At 39.6% G+C, this 19731-nt stretch carries 13 protein-coding genes and 2 pseudogenes; 5 read left to right on the forward strand and 10 right to left on the reverse strand.

The features are described from left to right. Positions 1-368 precede the first annotated feature (368 nt). A pseudogene (gene mqo, locus AC0L3Y_RS07915) lies at positions 369-1845 on the forward strand (malate dehydrogenase (quinone)). A 101-nt stretch (positions 1846-1946) separates the two neighbouring features. Then, complete coding sequence (locus tag AC0L3Y_RS07920; RefSeq protein WP_473470314.1) at positions 1947-2219, forward strand: YfcL family protein; 273 nt, start codon at positions 1947-1949, stop codon at positions 2217-2219. A 74-nt stretch (positions 2220-2293) separates the two neighbouring features. Here the strand turns inward: AC0L3Y_RS07920 and AC0L3Y_RS07925 are convergent, their stop codons facing one another. From AC0L3Y_RS07925 to AC0L3Y_RS07935, 3 genes are all read right to left on the reverse strand, one after another. Next, positions 2294-3022, reverse strand: coding sequence for an NAD(P)H-flavin reductase (locus AC0L3Y_RS07925; RefSeq protein WP_473470316.1), 729 nt, complete (start codon positions 3020-3022; stop codon positions 2294-2296). Between the two features lie 131 nt (positions 3023-3153). Beyond that, complete coding sequence (gene rho / locus AC0L3Y_RS07930; RefSeq protein ID WP_473470318.1) at positions 3154-4419, reverse strand: transcription termination factor Rho; 1266 nt, start codon at positions 4417-4419, stop codon at positions 3154-3156. Between the two features lie 458 nt (positions 4420-4877). Next, the gene (locus AC0L3Y_RS07935; protein WP_473462002.1) at positions 4878-5825 is read right to left on the reverse strand and encodes an IS30 family transposase; all 948 of its coding nucleotides are present in this window, start codon (positions 5823-5825) and stop codon (positions 4878-4880) included. Between the two features lie 214 nt (positions 5826-6039). Here AC0L3Y_RS07935 and AC0L3Y_RS07940 point away from each other — a divergent pair, with 214 nt between their 5' ends. After that, on the forward strand, positions 6040-7557 hold the full coding sequence (locus AC0L3Y_RS07940; RefSeq protein ID WP_473470320.1) for a Ppx/GppA phosphatase family protein: 1518 nt from the start codon (positions 6040-6042) through the stop codon (positions 7555-7557). Positions 7558-7578: 21 nt separating this feature from the next. Here the strand turns inward: AC0L3Y_RS07940 and AC0L3Y_RS07945 are convergent, their stop codons facing one another. Further along, on the reverse strand, positions 7579-7872 hold the full coding sequence (locus tag AC0L3Y_RS07945; protein ID WP_473470322.1) for a hypothetical protein: 294 nt from the start codon (positions 7870-7872) through the stop codon (positions 7579-7581). Between the two features lie 399 nt (positions 7873-8271). Here AC0L3Y_RS07945 and AC0L3Y_RS07950 point away from each other — a divergent pair, with 399 nt between their 5' ends. Together AC0L3Y_RS07950 and AC0L3Y_RS07955 are read left to right on the forward strand one after the other, a co-directional pair. Then, positions 8272-10305, forward strand: a complete 2034-nt coding sequence (locus AC0L3Y_RS07950) for a hypothetical protein (RefSeq protein ID WP_473470324.1) — start codon at positions 8272-8274, stop codon at positions 10303-10305. 272 nt (positions 10306-10577) lie between these two features. Next, a pseudogene (locus tag AC0L3Y_RS07955) lies at positions 10578-13612 on the forward strand (putative bifunctional diguanylate cyclase/phosphodiesterase); the annotation flags it as partial. Here the strand turns inward: AC0L3Y_RS07955 and AC0L3Y_RS07960 are convergent. The 6 genes from AC0L3Y_RS07960 to AC0L3Y_RS07985 are packed head-to-tail and all read right to left on the reverse strand — an operon-like array spanning position 13560 to position 19363. Beyond that, positions 13560-13934: a Na+/H+ antiporter subunit G gene (locus AC0L3Y_RS07960; protein WP_473470326.1), complete on the reverse strand. Its 375-nt coding sequence runs from the start codon at positions 13932-13934 to the stop codon at positions 13560-13562. The pseudogene AC0L3Y_RS07955 and the gene AC0L3Y_RS07960 sit on opposite strands and share 53 nt — an antisense overlap. Before the next feature lie 8 nt (positions 13935-13942). Further along, complete coding sequence (locus AC0L3Y_RS07965; RefSeq protein WP_473470328.1) at positions 13943-14212, reverse strand: K+/H+ antiporter subunit F; 270 nt, start codon at positions 14210-14212, stop codon at positions 13943-13945. Next, positions 14206-14691, reverse strand: coding sequence for a Na+/H+ antiporter subunit E (locus AC0L3Y_RS07970; protein WP_473470602.1), 486 nt, complete (start codon positions 14689-14691; stop codon positions 14206-14208). Before AC0L3Y_RS07970 ends, AC0L3Y_RS07965 begins: the two co-directional genes overlap by 7 nt. Next, a complete protein-coding gene (locus tag AC0L3Y_RS07975) occupies positions 14688-16199 on the reverse strand; it encodes a monovalent cation/H+ antiporter subunit D (RefSeq protein WP_473470330.1) in 1512 nt (503 codons plus the stop codon). The genes AC0L3Y_RS07970 and AC0L3Y_RS07975 overlap by 4 nt, the downstream gene beginning before the upstream one ends. Next, positions 16200-16565 (reverse strand): Na+/H+ antiporter subunit C, encoded by a 366-nt coding sequence (locus AC0L3Y_RS07980; RefSeq protein WP_473470332.1) that lies wholly within the window; start codon positions 16563-16565, stop codon positions 16200-16202. Continuing rightward, entirely contained in the window at positions 16565-19363 is a 2799-nt protein-coding gene (locus AC0L3Y_RS07985; RefSeq protein WP_473470334.1) for a monovalent cation/H+ antiporter subunit A, read from the reverse strand. The genes AC0L3Y_RS07980 and AC0L3Y_RS07985 overlap by 1 nt, the downstream gene beginning before the upstream one ends. Between the last annotated feature and the right edge of the window lie 368 nt (positions 19364-19731).

Consider the following 19731-nt stretch of genomic DNA (forward strand, 5'->3'; position numbering starts at 1 on the left):
ATTATAATTTAAATATAACAGCAAAATCGAAGCATGTTTTTTGTTAATGTTGTTAACATCCGTCTTATTGCTGCTAAAGTCAATGAAAATGGTGTTATCTTGTTTTAGAGAATGTGAATATATCTGCATTCTTATACTAAGGTCTCAAGACATTATTTTTAAAATCCGTATAATCTAGCCAAACCTGTTCAGAACCCTTGAAAGGTTGTTAGTTTTTTAGCTTGCAACATCGAAATGCAAGTAAAAACGTTCTGAAGAGAGAGTATAAGAAAGCAACGCAGTACCCTTCGAAACATTTACTGCTGGCCAAAAGCCTATTTTCTGAATACGTCTCAAATCCACAATTGGCTATGACACGGCGAAATCCTATGACCTCAAATTCAGTAGACGTTTTATTAGTCGGGGGGTGCTATGAGCACAACCCTAGGAGTGTTACTAAAACAACTTGATCCAACGTTAACCATTACTATGGTTGAACGTTTGGATGGTATCGCAAAAGAAAGCACAGATGGTTGGAACAATGCAGGAACGGGCCATGCTGCATATTGCGAACTTAACTATACTTCTCCAAATGAAGATGGCTCTGTCAATATAGATAAAGCAGTGAGTATTAACGCTGCTTTTGAGATCAGTCTTCAGTTTTGGTCTTATCTTGTGAAGCAAGGTTTGATGCCAGCGCCACAAGAGTTTATTCATCGTGTTCCACATCAGAGTTTTGTCTGGGGTGAGCACAATGTTGAAATGCTAAGAGCGCGCCATGCGGCCATGAGTGCTCATCCTGCCTTTAAAGAAATGCAATACACAGAAGACCGTGAAAAAATGAGAGAATGGATGCCTCTTATTATGAATAATCGTGATGATAGTGAACCTCTTGCGGCAACACGTATTGAGCATGGTACAGATGTGAATTTCGGTGCGATTGCTCGTAATATGAGTAAGCATTTAGAAGGATTAGAGAACTTTACACTTAGTTTAAATACTGAAGTAAAAGACTTAAAGAAAAAGGCCGATGGCCGATGGAATGTCATTGTTGAGCAGAATGGCTCTCGCAGCAAAATAGACGCTAAGTTTGTTTTCTTGGGCGCTGGCGGTGGTGCTTTGCCTCTTTTGCAAAAAGCAGAAGTAAAAGAAAGTCGTGGTTTTGGTGGATTCCCTGTTAGTGGTCAATGGTTGGTATGTGAAAAACCAGAGCTGGTTGATCAACATTTTGCTAAAGTCTATGGTGCTGCGCCTATAGGGGCGCCACCTATGTCTGTTCCTCATTTAGATACGCGAATTATTGATGGAAAAAAAGCCATTTTGTTTGGCCCATTTGCTGGCTTTACGACGAAGTTTCTTAAAACTGGTTCGCTCTTTGATCTACCAAAAAGTGTTCGTTTTAATAATATTAAACCTATGCTGAGCGTAGGTAAGAATAATATGGACCTGACTCGTTATTTGATTAGTGAAGTAATGCAGTCCCATAAAGACCGTTGTGATTCGTTACGTCAGTTTTTTCCTGATGCTCAAGATAAAGACTGGGAACTTGCCTATGCAGGGCAGCGTGTTCAGATTATTAAGAAGGATGATAAAACTGGTGGTAAGTTGGAATTCGGAACAGAGGCTATAACGACTGAAGACGGCTCCTTGGCGGCTTTGCTTGGTGCTTCTCCGGGAGCCTCAACAACAGTGAATACAATGATTGGCATTTTAGAACGCTGCTTTGAAGATCGTTTGACTTCGATTGAATGGCAAACGAAGATGAAAGAAATGGTGCCTTCTTATGGTGAGTCCTTGGTAGAAAATACAGACTTATTGTTGTCTATTCGAGAGCACACTTTAGAGATACTTAATTTAAAACCATAATATTGATATAAAGTAATGGTGTTTTAAAAAGCTGGGTATTTCCCAGCTTTTTTATATTGATTAACTTGTATGGCATAAATACATCAACACAGAGATTTAATATGACAATGACTTTTGCTGAGCGTGCAGACCAATTGTGCGATAAATTACGAGAGCTAGAACATCAAGCAGAAGAGGGTGATCAGCTTTTTTATTGTGCTTATCTTTTAGGGCTATTGGGTTTGCATAGTAGTATTGAAGGTGAAGGCAGTGAAGAGTTTGATGCTAATTTCGATGTGATTTTGCATGAAACGATAGAAGCTGAAAATTTAACTGAGGGTGATCAAGAATACATTCTGACATTATGGAAAACAGTCTGTGAGAATGCCAAGTAAGTTAGATGAGGCGCAATTAAAAAAGGAGATAATCTTTTAGATTATCCCCTTTTTTAATAAATGAAATATGATTCCTATAGTTGTGGCTTCGTCGGATGTGGAGCGTAGGCAAAAACATCTGAGAAGCAGCGGTCTTTTGTTAAACCCTTTAGCTCTAATTGATCAAATGTTCCGTAAACCATGCCAACTGAACCGCTAATAAAAGCAACACTTTTGCTTAGGTCTGAGTGATCAGCCAAAACAGCTTCATACAACCAACCGGTTCTGCCATGCCACTTTTTATTTTCATCATTAACGATGATATTTAATGCAAACTTAGCATCTGTTTTTGCGTTCTCTAACCAAGCATGTGCGAAGGTGTCTTCAAAGGTTCTTACACCCCAGTAAAAAGATACTTTACCTTGAAAATCCCGTGCTACTAAATCTTCAAATAAGCTTTTTACCTGAGCAAAACCAGTACCGCCAGCGATTAATAAAATGTGCTCTGGGTCAGTATCTAAGACACCGTTTTGTATATGACAGTCACCACCTGGCGCTTTGATTATGACACTGTCATTTGACTTCATATGCTCAACTACTTTACTAGCGAGTGATTCAGGGTCTGAAACTAGAATGTATAAGGTTAAATAAGGCAGTTCATGTGGGGCACTACCAATAGAATAGGGAACTTGTTCACCCGTTGGTAAGGTCACCATTAAATATTGACCAGCTTTAAAAGAAAAGCCATCCACTTGCAGTGTTATTTGATATACGTCTTTATTAATTAATTCAACGGTGTTTACTTTAGCGGTAATATCTTTCATATAGTTACTCCGATATTGTCGCCGTCATTTTCAGTAAAAACTGGCAAACAATAATAATGCACTAATTTGATTATATAAGTAAAAAAAAGCCACTTTATTAAAGTGGCTTTTTTATAATGTGCAAAGCAGAATTATTTATTCTTACCTTTCATAGACTCAAAGAACTCATCGTTTGTTTGAGTTACTTTTAAACGGTCAATCAAGAATTCTGTTGCAGCAACATCTTCCATAGGGTTCAAAAGCTTACGAAGAATCCACATGCGTTGTAATTCATCTTCGGAGGTCAACAAATCTTCACGACGTGTGCCTGAGCGACGAATGTTTATCGCAGGGAAAGTACGTTTTTCCGCAATTTTACGATCAAGATGAAGTTCTGAGTTACCAGTACCTTTGAATTCCTCAAAGATAACTTCATCCATTTTTGAGCCTGTATCAACAAGTGCTGTTGCTATGATAGTTAGGCTACCACCTTCTTCGATATTACGAGCAGCACCAAAGAAGCGTTTTGGACGTTCTAGGGCATTAGCATCAACACCACCAGTTAATACTTTACCTGAAGATGGAATAACAGTGTTGTAAGCGCGGGCTAGACGAGTGATAGAGTCCAGTAGAATAACAACATCACGTTTATGCTCAACTAGACGTTTCGCTTTTTCGATTACCATTTCTGCTACTTGAACGTGGCGTGCTGGTGGTTCATCAAATGTAGAGGCAACTACTTCACCACGAACAGTACGAGACATTTCTGTCACTTCTTCCGGACGTTCATCGATTAGTAGAACGATCAAATGACAATCTGGGCTGTTACGCGTAATGGCGTTTGCAATATTTTGTAGCATGAAGGTTTTACCCGCTTTAGGCGGAGAAACAACCAAGGCACGCTGACCTTTACCCATCGGAGCAACAAGGTCGATAATACGAGATGTAATGTCTTCTGTAGAACCGTTACCGGCTTCCATTAATAGACGTTCATCTGGGAATAAAGGTGTTAAGTTTTCAAAAAGAATCTTGTTGCGAACACTTTCTGGCTTATCAAAGTTAATTTCATTAACTTTTAATAATGCAAAGTAACGTTCACCATCTTTAGGAGGACGAATCTTCCCAGCGATTGTATCGCCAGTACGAAGGTTGAAACGTCTGATTTGGCTTGGAGATACGTAAATGTCATCTGGGCCTGCTAAGTAAGAGCAGTCAGGAGAACGTAGGAAGCCAAAGCCATCTTGAAGAATTTCTAGAATACCGTCGCCATAAATGTCTTCTCCACCTTTAGCATGACGCTTGAGGATTGAGAAAATAACATCTTGCTTGCGAGAACGAGCCATATTGTCTAGGCCCATTTCTGCTGCGATTTCTAAAAGTTCGTGTACTGATTTCTGTTTTAAGTCGGTAAGGTTCATAAATGGGTTTTTTTTTGTGTTAGCTCATTAGAGGAAAATTGACGGAATTAGAGTTAAGTAACAATAATTTGTGTCTGGAAGTATTTAACAATGTATCAGCTACTCGGCACTAAAAAAACAGGGAACAATAATAAGTAAGTCTTTTGTTCTTGTTTAAAAGCCCGGATAGGGCACAGCCAATACAGCGCGAAACAATTTGATTGGAGTCCGAACAAGATATATTGCTTGTCTTATCTTTGTTGAAACCTTCCATACTATAGTTCGACTTACAGGCGAGGTCTATAGTCAAACCTCGGAAAAAAACAAAATCTGGTAATTTTTTGATCAAACTCAGGAATAATAGGGGGAGAGAGAGGTTTTTTTTCAATTTCATGTGACGTAACGCTTGCTTTTCTCAAAGAAACACTAAAATTCATAAAACTACGCGAATTCAACTCCGAAGTGCACCACTCCCTAAATTACGCTGCACTTCGTAGTTCATCGAACACGACCGCAGGTTGTCTATAGCCAAGGCACTTCCTTGGCCTCAGATTTAGTGACCTTTGTACCTTCGCAACTTCTTCATCTGTCACTGTCCTAAGATCGGTTCCCTTAGGGATATATTGCCTCAGCAGACCGTTAAAATTTTCATTTAAGCCGCGCTCCCAGGAAGCGTAAGGGTTAGCAAAATACACATCGGCCTTCAGTTTTTGAGCAATGCTTTCATGGGCACAAAACTCTGTTCCGTTATCTGCGGTAATCGTATGCACGTGACGACGATAGCGCCACAGCATAGCACCAACCGCTCGACACACATCTTCAGTACTTTTCTTGGGCACTTTACGGATTAAGTACATCTTACTCTTCCGCTCAACCAAGCTAACAATCGCTCCAGTACCTTGCTTGCCTAAAACGGTATCGACTTCCCAGTCACCAAAACGCTGCTTGCTATCCACTATATCAGGGCGTTCTTCGATACCAACTCTATTAGGAATAATGACCCGTTTGGTATGCTTTCCTTTTCGATATCGCCTACCGTTGTGTCGTAAATGCTTGTACAGTTTTCCACCTTGACGCTTGTCTCTTTGCACATAGCCATAAATCCATTCATGACTGACAGGTAAGCCTATTAAATGGCTTACACCTGATATCTGTTCAGGGCTCCATTTTAGCGCTAGACCAAACTCAACATAATCGATGGTTTTCTGTGATATCTGGCTTTTCGCAGCACAGTGTCGTCGATGTTGAGCACGGCGCTGTGCGACATTAGGCTCATAAGTGCCATTGATAGTATGCCGCTTTAACTCTCGACTGATACTGGAATGACTGATGTTAAGTCGCCTGCCAATCTCTCTGTAACTTAAATGTTGGCTCAGATAGGCTTGAATCTGATATCGTTGTCCTTCGATCAACTGCTTATAGCTCATGGTAATACTCTAATTGTTTGGCGACGTTAGAATACCACCTATGGGCAGTTGATCTCTCGTCACCTACTCAACCATGAGTGGTGCACTTATTATCTGAATTTGCGCTATCATCAGATATATCGCTATTTTTTAATACTTTCTTGCAAAAGATATTGTCAGTAGCTGATATACTTTGTCCTTCTATTAAGACTTCTGTAATAAAAAGGCTTTCTGAATGCAATCACTCTTTTTGCAACAATCTCACGACTTTCCCTTTGAAAAAATTGCCGCCATAGATTTAGGATCAAATAGCTTCCATATGGTCGTCGCTCAGGTAACGCATGGACAATTGCGTATTACGGGGGAGTTTGGTGAAAAAGTTCAGTTGGCTGCAGGCTTGGTGGATGGCTATCTGGATGATGCATCACAGCAAAGGGGCTTGGATTGCTTATCGCAATTTGCGCAAGTGATTGAAGACATGCCACCAGGCTCGGTTCGTGTTGTTGGTACGAATGCCCTACGCGTTGCTAAAAATCGATATGATTTTATTGGAAAAGCGATGGATATCATGAGCCACCCTGTTGAAATCATCGCAGGAAGGGAAGAGGCGCGTCTGATTTATGTAGGAGTCTCAAGAACCATGGATCATGGTGACTCAAAACGCTTGGTGGTAGATATAGGTGGCGGTAGTACAGAATTCATTATTGGTCAGCAGCTAGAGCCCATATTAACGGAAAGCCTTCATATGGGTTGTGTTAGCTTCCGTCAACGTTTTTTCGCAGACGGTACTATTAATAAATCTAACTTTCAAAAGGCCGTCACTGCAGCACGTCTAGAACTGTTAAGTATTCAAGATGATTATTTAGATGAAACATGGGATGTAGCGATTGGCTCCTCAGGAACAGCTAAAGCCGCTTTTAATATTGTTAAGGAAAATAATTGGAGCAAAAAAGGGATTACTCCGAAATCACTCAAACAAATTCAAAAAGCATTATTTTTAGCTGGCCACTCAGATAACATAGATTTACCTGGTCTCAAGCCAGAGCGTAAAGGTACATTTGCTGCAGGGATGGCAATACTAACCGCTGTCTTTGAGTGTTTTGATATCAAGCAAATGGATTTCTCTAATGGTGCACTGAGAGAAGGGGTGCTGTATGACATTATGGGACGTTATGCAGAAACTGATATTCGAGAACGCACCGTTAACTATATGTTGAATCAATATCATATTGATACAGAGCAAGCTAAGCTGGTAACACACACTGCTTTATCCGCTCTAGCCCAAGTTAAAGATGATTGGAACTTGAGCAGCATATCTAGTGAAGATTTACTTCGTTGGGCTGGATTGCTTCATGAGGTTGGCGTTGGGATTTCACATAGTCGATATCATAAGCATGGTGCTTATATTATAAGCGAATCTGATATGCCTGGTTTCTCTCAACAAGAGCAACAAGCATTGGCGAATTTAATTTTGCGTCATCGCCGCAAGTTCACACAATCTCTTGATTACCGTTTCACAAAAAGTGATCAACAAGACCTAGACCGCTTATCGATTTTATTAAGATTATCGATTTTATTGCACGACGATAGAAAAGAAGGCGATATGCCTATTTTTACATTGAAAGCGAATAATAAAAATTTGCATGCTGAGTTTCTACCTGAATGGTTAGATAGCAGACCTTTAACATTAGCTAATTTGCAACGAGAGGCTGAAGCTCTTGTTTCGAATGGCTACACTCTTACTTTTAGCTAAGAAAATTTAATGGATTATCTATTAAGTTAGCTTATCAATAGATCGGTACAAAGCAGCAACATCTTCTCGATGCAATCCTGTGATTCGTGAGGTTCTCCCTATACTTGACGATATTTGTACCGACTCTTTCCCCTCATCTTCCTTTTTTGATTCTGCGGCTTGATCTTGGGTCGATAGCATTTGCTTTGCTTGATTGGATAGCAGGACTGAGTCGTCTTGGTTGTACTTAATACTTTGACGAACCTCTGCTTTCTCGGGCTGTAAATAAAGAGAAAGCATGGATGCGTTGTTGTTTGATATGGAAGTAACGGACAAAGGAGCCACCTTGGATAGTTATCTGAGACTTTCTATAGCTTAGTACAAAAAATAAGTTATGCATTTTTCATCCAGGTATTTTGTCTATCTTTTTATATGACAAATATCTGTTGTTATTGCACTTTTTGGTTAATTGACTTTTAGCATTGTAAAAAAACATTTTTATTACGACAAATTTAATGGTGGGTGGTTATAAATCTGTATTTATTTTATATTCAGATTAACCATATTAGTGTCATTGCTATATCAAGAATGATATTGTTTGCATATTGTCTATACGCAAAACAGCAAAAAAATTGTAAATTTAACAGGTCGAAGATCTGTTTTGATGTCGTATTATCTCGTTAATAACGTGAATGATTATCTGTTGTAAGTAATTTGCTTCAAAAAGGATACCGCATGAGCCAAGAAAACCTCCCAATAGAACATCTTTATTTTACTGAGACGAATCTAGAACAGATCTTAGAAAATTTAGATATAGTTCGTAACAGAATTCACCCACCAGCAGCAGATGGAACCGTTGTTAATGATCAGGTTTTTCCTTCTGTTTGTCTTATTGGCCTAGGTCGTTGTGGTTCTAATATCGCATTAGATGTTGCGTCGCTCGTATATGAAGCGAGAGCGAGCTATATGCGAGAAGTCGAAAGCCAAGAGATGCTAGATGGTGAAGGAGAATTTCGCCCCCTACGTTGGATTCGAAAACATCTACCGATAGAAGGAAAAGATGGTTTTAAGCCTGTTTTTTTAATCGAGCCGATTGTTTTACTTGGTGATTTGGATAAAGACATTGAAGGACGAATTCGTTTCTCTAGCCAAGAAGGAAGATCGCAGTTTCTAGATGAATACAAAAAACTGCAGATAATGGATTTGTCTGAAGTTCATGCTGGTGGTGCGGGTAATGCTCCTATATTGGGTCAGTATCTAGCCAAAATCATTCTTAATAAAGATGCGACCACATTTGTTAACGAAGAATGGAAACAGATGCATTCTTATCTTGTGGATTCGTGTGGTATTAAAGCAAACCAGTCACGTCTTTACTTTTATATCTTCAGTGCTGGTGGTGGTACTGGGTCTGGTATGGCGTCAGAGTTCGGTTTGGCACAACAGTTTTCATACTTAAGTAAAACGTTTGATTATCGTTCTGGTCAGAGTCAAAGCCAATTGGCTGATAAACGTCATAGCTTTGTATTCGAACCTATTTTTACATCTGGTATTTGTATTTTACCTAATATCTCTGGGAAGAATGTTGAAATCTCAGAAGCTTTGCATATCAATGCAGGCCGTTTGTTAACGAAATATATTTCTGAAGAGTGGAACTTCTCTTATAACGAAGAAAGAGATAATGACGAAGTTCCAGCTGATGTGATGGAGCGTATTCGTCCGTGGAACTCTATGATGTTGATTTCTAATGACATCATGCGTTATGCAGAAGAAGAAAACGGTGGTAATGCAGATAATATAGACGTGAATACTATGGAGAAATATGCAAACCAGTATATTTCTCAGCAAATTTTTAACATTCTAACTGCTCAAGCGGTAACAACAGATTACGATGAAGATTACTTCCGTCGTGCAGGGATTGATATCTCTGAAACCATTCGTCTAGACGCCAACGACCTATTTATGAGTTTAGCCGGTCCAGTTGCTGTTGCTTATGCGGAAAGTGTTGTGGGGGCAGGTGTACGTCAAGACAATGTTGATATTGATGACTTGTTCTGTCGTTCAATCGAATTACCACATTTCAACGCAGATACCTCGGCTATTGAAGGGGTAAGTGTTTTACCTGTGGAATCAGAAAAATATCGTGAAGCCATTAAGGTTTATAGAAAGAGTGGTTATGATGCGAGCACATTGAATCATCTGCATTTCTTTAAAAACTGTTCGTCAATCGTTTCTATTATTTCTTTGCCACGAGACTATAAGTTGTCTTTCACGGCATTGAATCGTTTAAAAATGCACTTGAATCGTCTATGCCCTAATACAACATTGAAGCGTTACGCTCTTGTTATTGGTGCATCGGCTAATTTGTCATTAACGACTCTGATTGCTAAGAGCCCTTGTTTAAGTGATGATTTCTTAACGCTTATGGTTGCATACATGAAGCGCTGTTTTGCTCGTGATGCTTATCGATACACAAATGAAATTGATCAAGCCATTATTAGCATGATTCAAAGTGAAGAGTTGGATGAATCTTTGATTGATGAATACTTCACGACGTATGAAAACCCAGCTAAGATTTTGGACACAAACTGGTATGCAATTAAACCAATGTATGAGAAAAAATATCGTGAATTGATAGAAAGCCCTCAAAGCTTTGTGTCTATTAACGACATTCGCTTAGATATAAATAATGTGAAAAATGCGATTAAATATCTTCGTGAAATTTATCGTCATCGTATTAGTAAGACAAGTGTACTTACACTTAATGGCTAGAGCCATTTAAGTTAAATAAAGAGCTTTTAAAAAGGTCACCTTAGGGTGGCCTTTTTCGTTTTTGAAGAATAGATGGGGATTCTGTAATAGTTGGCTTAACTATTGAATGGGGCTTAAGTTGCGTGTCTTTATGTTTTGATTACGGTCGTTATTTTTTATGACGGATATTATTTGCACTACTTTTACTTATCACGCTTTTTTTAGTGCGTTTACCTAGGATGTATATGGAAAACTTCTATTGGTTACTTGTTGCTTCGGCATTTGTTTTTATGATGCAGGCGGGTTTTTTATGTTTAGAAAGTGGTCGTATTCGTAGTAAAAATAGCATTAATGTGGCCGCAAAAAACATCTCTGATTTTATCCTTTCAACAACTCTCTTTTGGCTTTTTGGCTTTGGTATTATGTTTGGTGACTCTGTCGCTGGGCTGTTTGGAGCGAGCGATTTCTTTTTTGATGAGCAACATTCACCATGGGAAACTAGTTTCTTTATTTTCCAAATGATGTTTTGTGGAACCGCTGCGACTTTAACCTCAGGGGCTGTTGCAGAACGTATGACTTTTGTTGGCTATTTGGCAATTACAGTTGTACTCAGTGGGCTTATCTATCCAATTGTAGGGCACTGGGCTTGGTCAGGGGCCTATCGAGCAGAAGGTCCACAAGGTTGGCTTGAGTCATTAGGTTTTATCGATTTTGCTGGGTCGACCGTTGTTCATTCTGTCGGAGGTTGGTTGGCCTTGGCGGCTATTATGATTATTGGTCCTCGTATCGGGCGTTTTGAACAAGGTATACGCTTACCTCCTGGGAATAATCTTCCTTTGTCTGCACTTGGAGCTTTATTAATTTGGTTTGGTTGGTTTGGTTTTAATGGTGGTAGTACATTAGCGTTAACTAATGATGTGCCAATGATCATTTTAAACACTTTTATTTCGGCTGCGTGGGGCGGATTAATAGCAACAATGATTAATTATTTCCGCGATGGTTATGTTGAAGTTGGCTTTGTTCTTAACGGTAGTATTGCTGGTTTAGTTGGTATAACGGCTGCTTGTCATATTGTTTCCCCAGGAGCATCCATCATCATTGGTAGTATTTCAGGCTTTATCGTGTATTACGGTAGTGTATTGATGGAAAAATGGCGCTTAGATGATGCTCTTGACGTTGTTCCTGCACACCTTTTTGCTGGCATATGGGGTACTTTAAGTGTGGCTTTTTTTGGGCAAACCGACAGAATTAATAATGGTCTTAGCTTTTCAGAGCAGCTATTGGTACAGCTTTTAGGTGTCGTTGTGATTGGCTTGTACTGTTTCTTTGTTGGTTATGCTGCTATGTGGTTTTTGAATCGTTTGATGCCATTACGAGCAAGTAAGGAGCATGAGGAACAAGGGTTAAATGTGGCAGAACATCGGGCAACCACAGAATTGTTTGATTTACTGACATCCATGCAATATCAACAAAATAATGCTGATTTTTCTAACCCTGTTCCAGAAGAGCCTTTTACAGAAGTCGGACAAATCGCACAAAAATATAACCAAGTTATTAGTCGCGTAAGTACTGAGATAGCACAGCGAGATGATGCTTTAGCTCGTTTTCAAGAAAGCGAAATTCGAAAATCAGCGATTTTGAATTCATCTATGGATTGTATTGTAACAATCAATCGATTTGGTTCTGTTATGGAGTTTAATCCAGCTGCAGAGCGTACTTTTGGATGTTTAAAAAGGCAGGTTGAAGGAAAAAGCTTTATTGGTTTGTTTATTCTTGAAAAGGATAGACAGACAATTTTTGAGAGTTTAAATTCAGGATTTTCTTCTAACGGATTAATATTGAATCGTCGTAATCCTTTTCGTTTGCAACGAGGTCCTAATAATCACTTTCCTGCCGAAATAGCCATAACCAAAGCAAATGCTAAATTATCATCTGATAGTGAATATACACTTCATATTAGAGATATGACTCGTCACATGAAGTTACAAGAGAAGTTGAAGTTTCTGGCTTATAGCGATCCTCTGACTGGTCTATATAATCGAACCTATCTAATGGATGCATTAGATAGTGCTTTGCTTTTTGCGACTAAAGAAAAAACTGTTGTCGGCTTACTGTTTTTAGATCTGGATAACTTTAAGCTTATTAACGATACATTAGGCCATAAAGCTGGGGATGAGCTTTTATGTGAAGTGGCAAAACGTTTACTTGATACCTCGAATGAATCTGATGTTATTGCTCGTTGGGGGGAGATGAATTTGTTTTTATGATGACAAAGGAAGTCACTGAAAGCGACCTTGTAAATCGAGCCCAGAGAATATTAGAAGTCATGCGAGAACCTATTCATTTAAGCGGTCAGAACTTTTCTATTCCAACTAGCATTGGTATCACATCTTCTAATGAACAAACGGCTGATGCTGATAAGCTGATTCAACAGGCCGATATTGCTATGTACTGTGCAAAAGAGAAAGGCCGTGATAATGCTCAAATTTTCACATCTGACATGGCTAGCGTAGTGACTAAAAAATTTGGAGTCGAAAAAGAAATACATGATGCTCTTTCGTTAGAGCAGTTCACTTTAGTATTTCAGCCAAAAGTTTTCATGGAGAAAGAAAATATACTGGGGCTAGAGGCTCTGATTCGTTGGAATCATCCAATAAAAGGATTCATTTCCCCCGCTGATTTTATCCCTATCGCAGAGGAATCTAATTTAATTATTAAGATTGATGAATGGGTAATTGAACAGGCTTTGAAGCAACAAAAAATGTGGCGTGATCAAGGAATAGCCATTGTACCAATTTCAGTTAACCTTTCAGGACGTCATTTAGTCTCTGACTCTTTGGTTGATTATGTATCGAAAGCTTTACTGCTTTATGGAATTGAAGGCAGTTTATTGGAAATTGAAATTACAGAAGGCATTTTGTTACAAGACATTCAAAGCTGTATTGGGGTTATGGCGAAATTAAAGGCGTTGGGTATTAAAATATCGGTGGATGACTTTGGAACAGGTTATTCCTCATTGAGTTATTTGAGACGACTACCTCTGGATACATTAAAGATTGATCAATCATTTGTAAAAGAGTGCGACAGCCATTTAGAAGACGGTAAAATTTGTGAAACAATCATTCATTTGGCGCGTAATTTGGAGTTGGTTATTGTTGCGGAGGGTGTAGAGACCGCTCCGCAAGCGGCAACACTTAAATCATTAGGTTGTGAGATCTTTCAAGGTTACTACTACCATAGACCAATGAGTAGCGAAGATATCGGCAGGTTACTTGCTAAGAGTCGCTCGTTTTCTGAGGTACTTCACGGTCACGTATCGTTTCCATAAGTTCTTGATTGCGTGTTCTCTCTAATGGCTTTGTTCGATAGTGTAGAGCTGTTTTAGCGATCATGTTGGCAGCAACTGGCGCTGTGATTAAAAGAAACAAAGTAATTAGTAGCTCTTGAACAGAAAAGCTTCCTTTCATGTTACTTTGAAAAATCATCGATGCCACTAATACACCCGTAATTCCAAGTGTGGATGCTTTAGTTGGGCTATGTAAACGCATATAGATGTCAGGTAAGCGCACTAAACCATAAGAACCGATTAATAAGAATACGGCACCAATGAGTAAAGATACACAGATAATAATTTCTAAATATAAAGGCATAATAAGTCCTATTCTATAATGTCGCCGCGAAGTAAGTATTTACATAATGCTGCTGTACTGACAAACCCTAACATGGCAATTAACAGGGCCGCTTCAAAATACAAAGCGCTACTAGCGTGAATTCCATATAGCAAAATCAACGCAATTGCATTTATATACATGGTATCCAGCGCTAATATTCGATCTGATATTGTTGGACCTTTCAAAAGTCGCCACAGGTTTAAAATCAAAGCGATACAAATGAAAACGGCTACAATGATGATGGTTATATTTAACATCCAAAAATCTCCTTGATAGGCATTTCATATCGCTGTTGGATCGACTTTATAAGCTCTTCCTCATCGTCTAGATGAAGCGCATGTACATACAACCAATTCTTATCTTTAGATACTTCTGCACTGACGGTTCCCGGTGTTAGAGAGACTGTACTTGCTAAAATTGTAATACCTAAATCTGAATTTATGTTGATAGGAACGGCAACAAAACCTGGGGTTAGCTTTTTAATAGGGCCAATAATAAGCAGGGCAACTTCAACATTCGCAGTTAAAATGTCTTTCATGACCATTAGAACATAACGAATAGCTAACCAAGGTTTGAGAATTCTTGGGTGCTCATCGCGCATGCCTGTTACTAACCAAGGAATAGTAATAGCGAAGAATAAAGCGAGAGTAATGTGCCCTGCACTTACCGAGTTATTCAATAATAACCAAACGGCAAAAAGTAACAGGCTGTGAAACGGCATAGGAAATAACATTATGGGGTTACTCCTGGTAATAAGGCATAAGCTGAAGATTGTATGTCATGTAGGTAACTTGCTGCCTGCTGGGTGAATTCAGTAATATCACCGCCAAATAAAACCAGTATTGGAGAGGCCAATAGTAAAAGGGTGACAGATATTATCTCAGTTATTTTAGCTGGCTCTGCTTCAGTAGCAACTGAACCATTATGTCGCCAAAATAAGGTTGTTCCTGCTCTCGAAAAAGTTATCAGCGCAGCCAAACTGCCTAAAAGAATTAGTGGCCAAACCCACATGGTTTGTAAAGAAGACTGGGTGGCTTGCAGAATCATTACTTTTCCTACAAAACCAGAAAGTGGCGGCATGCCTACTAGAGAAAGAGCCAAAATCGCAAAACCAAAACCTAGTAATCTGGGTTGAACAAAGGGACGTGAGTGTACAAACCTATCTTCTGCTTTGCCTCGTTGGCGAGCCATAATATCAGCCAGTAAAAATAGACCAGCAGAAGCTAGTGTGCTGTGTACCATATAATACAGAGCAGCAGATGTGGCCGCCTCAGAATTAATCGCAGCACAAGCTAATAAGCTACCACTGGAAACAATTACCAAATTAGCACTGAGGACTTTTAAACTTGGACTGGCAAGAACACCAATGCTGCCTATGGCAATTGTCAGTAATGCTAAAGGCCATAGCCAAGGTGTTGCTATGTTAGCTAGTTCACCGGCATTTTCGCCGAAGATAACCGTATAGACACGGAAAATACTATAAATACCAACTTTGGTCATAATGGCAAAAAGAGCGGCAACCGGTGCACTGGCACTGGCGTAAGTCTTTGGAAGCCAGAAATGCATAGGGAGCATGGCCGCTTTTAGCCCAAACACGACTAAGAGTAAGAGTGCTCCAGTTTTTGCTAATGTTGCCGTTTCACCTTCAAGTTGACCGACTTTAATCGCCATATCAGCCATGTTCAGTGTACCGAGTGTGCCGTATAGAATCCCTAGGCCAAACAAAAATAAGCTAGAACCCACTAAATTTAGAATTACATAATGTAATGTGGCCTGGGTTTTTTGTTTACCACCGGCATGGATCAATAGGGCATATGAAGCAATCAATAACACTTCAAAAAAGACGAATAGGTTGAAAATATCACCCGTTAAAAAAGCGCCGTTAATCCCCATAATTTGAAACATGAAGAGAGGGTGGAAATAGGCGCCACCTTTGTCTTTACCGCCAATTGCATACAGAATGACCGAAAAAGCGAGGAAGGATGTAAGCAAAACTAAAAGACTAGAAACTTTATCGGCGATTAGCGAGATACCAAACGGTGCCTGCCAGCCACCTAATGCATAGACTTGAACACCATCAACATTGATTTCAAACAGTAACACTGTAGAAGACACAAGTAAGAATAAGGTGCCAACGACAGAGCAAATACGTTGGGAAGTAATGTCTTTAGAAAACGGAGGCAGCAACATAATTGCGCCAAATAGCAAAGGAATCAGAATAGGAAAAATGCTTAAGTGTTGCATTTACAGACTTCCTCCTGATCTATTTGATATTTCGCTAGGTTGTGCTGGTAAGTTCCCATCCACATGATCATTGCCTAAATCTGCTCGTGCTCGCATAGCTAGAATCACTGCAAAAGCGGTCATTGCAAAACCAATAACAATAGCTGTTAATACTAAAGCCTGAGGTAATGGGTCACTGTATTGCTCAGATTGACCAAGTACCGCTGCGGCGTTCAGTTTTAATCTGCCGCTGGCAAACAAAAATAAATTCACAGCGTAAGACAATAAAGTTAAACCGATAACCACAGAAAAACTGCGACCTCGTAATGTTAAAAATATGCCACAAGCGGTTAGTAAACCGACGCAAAATGCATATATACCTTCCATTAATCATGCTCCTTTTGGATAGGGCGCTCACTGGTAGTTAACTGACCGAGATTGGCAAGGATCAACATGGTTGCACCAACCACTGTGAGGAAAACACCAAGATCAAATATCATGGCACTGGCTAGCTCAAATTTACCAATGATAGGTAAATAGAAATAATCAAACCAGGAGGATAAGAAGGTGTGGCCAAAAGCCCAACTACCTAAACCACTTAGTGTTGCGATACTGATACCGGAACCTATCATAATTTGATAATCCAGCTTGATACGTGTTTTTATCCACTCAACACCGTGAGCCACGTATTGCTGAATAATTGCTACCGAGGTTATGAGCCCGGCGATAAATCCACCACCAGGCATATTGTGTCCGCGTAAGAAAATATACGCAGAGACAAGAAGAGCCAAAGGTAACAAACTTTGAGAAATGACAGCTAATAAAATTGGGTATCTGTCTTCAGACCAAGCAAGACCGTTGCCGTCACTAGATGGCATAAACAAACGCATTCGAGCGATTAATTTATAAATACCTAATGCAGCAATACCTAATACAGTGATTTCACCGAGAGTATCAAAACCACGAAAATCGACCAAAATTACATTAACAACATTTGTGCCGCCGCCGCCTGTTTTACTGTTTTCTGTGAAGAAGGTAGAAATCGTATCAAGTGGTCGTGTCATTAAGGCATAACAGATGGTACCTATAACGCCACCTATTAATGACGCTAAGCTTAAATCACGAACAACACGACGAGGAGAAGATTCCTTTGGTGTTTTTTGTGGTAAGAAAAACAATGCTAAAATCAGCAAAATAACGGTAACCACTTCGACAGATAGCTGAGTTAAAGCTAAATCTGGTGCAGAGAACTGGGCAAAAGCCAAAGAGACGATCAAACCAACTACAGATAAAGTAATCAGGGCGACAACACGTCTTCTATGCCATAAAACAGTCGCGAGAGCAGAAATACTCAATAAAACTGCCCCTGTAATGGATAAGGCATCCACTGGAATTTCTGGACGCTGTCCTGCCGTTGCGTTCAAATTAAGCAAAGATGAGGCTGTCATCACAGCCGCAAGACCTAAAGTGAAGAAAATATAACGTTGCAACGAACTGTTTTCAGTAAAGGCAATAATACGACCTGCTTTGCTAGCAATAGATTGAATAACGCCTTCAAACACCAATTTAGGATCACTCTTTGGGAATTGAGCTTGGAACTTAAATAGATGAGATCGGTTTTGATACATTACCAATCCACCAATTAGGGCAATAACACTCATCAGTAATGGAAAGTTGAAGCCATGCCAAATTGCCAAGCTGTAACTCGGAGCTTGAGTATTTAAAGTCGCACTTGCCGCCGCAAATAAAAGATCACCAACCATAAAGCTAGGGAAGATACCGACCAACAAACAAAGCGCGACTAATATTTCTACTGGAACGCGCATATAACGTGGTGGTTCATGAGGTGTTTTCGGTAAATTAATTGGCTCACCGTTAAAGAACACATCGTGAATAAAACGTGTGGAATAAGCTACAGCAAAAACGCCCCCTAAGGTCGCTAATACAGGTATAAGCCAAGACAAAGAACCTAAAGATGCTTGGTGGAGTGTTTCTGTGAAGAACATCTCCTTTGATAGGAAACCATTCATTAATGGTACGCCAGCCATCGAAGCCGAAGCCACCATGGCGAGAGTTGCAGTGTAGGGCATGTATTTCCATAGGCCGTTCAACTGGCGCATATCGCGTGACCCTGATTCGTGATCAATAATCCCCGCGGCCATAAATAATGATGCTTTAAAAATAGCGTGGTTAATAATGTGGAAGATGGCAGCTACTGCAGCAAGATCTGTCCCCATACCCAGTAATAACGTAATGAGACCCAAATGACTAATGGTGGAGTTGGCTAAAAGCCCTTTTAAATCATGTTGAAATAACGCGATATAGGCGCCCATTAAAAAAGTTGCGAGACCAGTCAAGCTAACAATTAGGAACCACAAATCTGTATCGGCTAATGCCGGATAAAAACGCGCCATTAGGAATATGCCCGCTTTCACCATAGTTGCAGAGTGTAAGTAGGCACTAACCGGTGTCGGTGCTGCCATAGCATTTGGTAGCCAAAAGTGGAAAGGAAATTGTGCTGACTTAGTAAAAGCACCAAGTAGAATTAACACAACAATAACTGGGTAGTTAGCACTGTCCTTAATGAAAGGTCCGCTATCTAAAATATCTTGGAGACTGAAACTGCCGACAGTATTACCTAAAATAAGTAAGCCGGCTAACAATGCCAAGCCGCCGGCGCCGGTAATAGTAAGGGCCATTCTGGCACCTTTTCGAGCATCGGCTTTATGTCCCCAAAAGCTGATCAATAGGAATGAGCTAATACTGGTTAATTCCCAAAAGAACCAAAGCTGAATTAAGTTATCTGATAACACTACGCCTAGCATGGCAAACATGAATAAGATTAGATAAGCGTAAAATTTGCCAATTGAATCTTTGGCTGAAAGATAATAACGAGCGTACAGAATAACCAGTAAGCCAATTCCTAAAATTAGAATTGAGAATAACAAGGCTAATCCATCTAAACGGAAGGCCAGTTCTAGACCAATTGCAGGAATCCAAGGGATGGCAGCTTGAAAACGTTCACCTAAGAAAATATCACCAGCATTGGAAAGTATTAAAAATAAGGTTAATGCCGGTAATCCAGCCGTCATAAACGCACAAGCAGTACGACTAAAGCGAGCAGTGAGAAGTGGAACTAATGTACCTAACAAAGGAAGAAAAGGTAGCCAGATCAGTGAGCTCAATGGAAAAACTCCTTTCTAGTTAACGGAGGTATAGAATAAATGTTGTATACGAGCATGATTGTTATCCTAACAAGCGGTCTCAATATGAGGTTTGTTCATTATGATTAAGCTTTAAAGCAGATAAGGCCGTTTGGTGACAAGCATAGCTGTTTACCAATGGAATCAATAGTCTAAAACCACAAACATCGGAAAAATATCATAAATTAAGCGACTAAATAATGACAAGTAAGAGTTTAAATACAAAAAAAAGTTCCGTATTTTTAGTCGGAGGTCGCTCGATTAATTTGTATTTGTTTGTCACCTCTTATCATTCATTATTTAGAGAATAAATTCGCTCATTATAAATGATTCTTGTAAGCCCTTTCGAC

This window comes from Marinomonas sp. GJ51-14 (assembly GCF_055808695.1).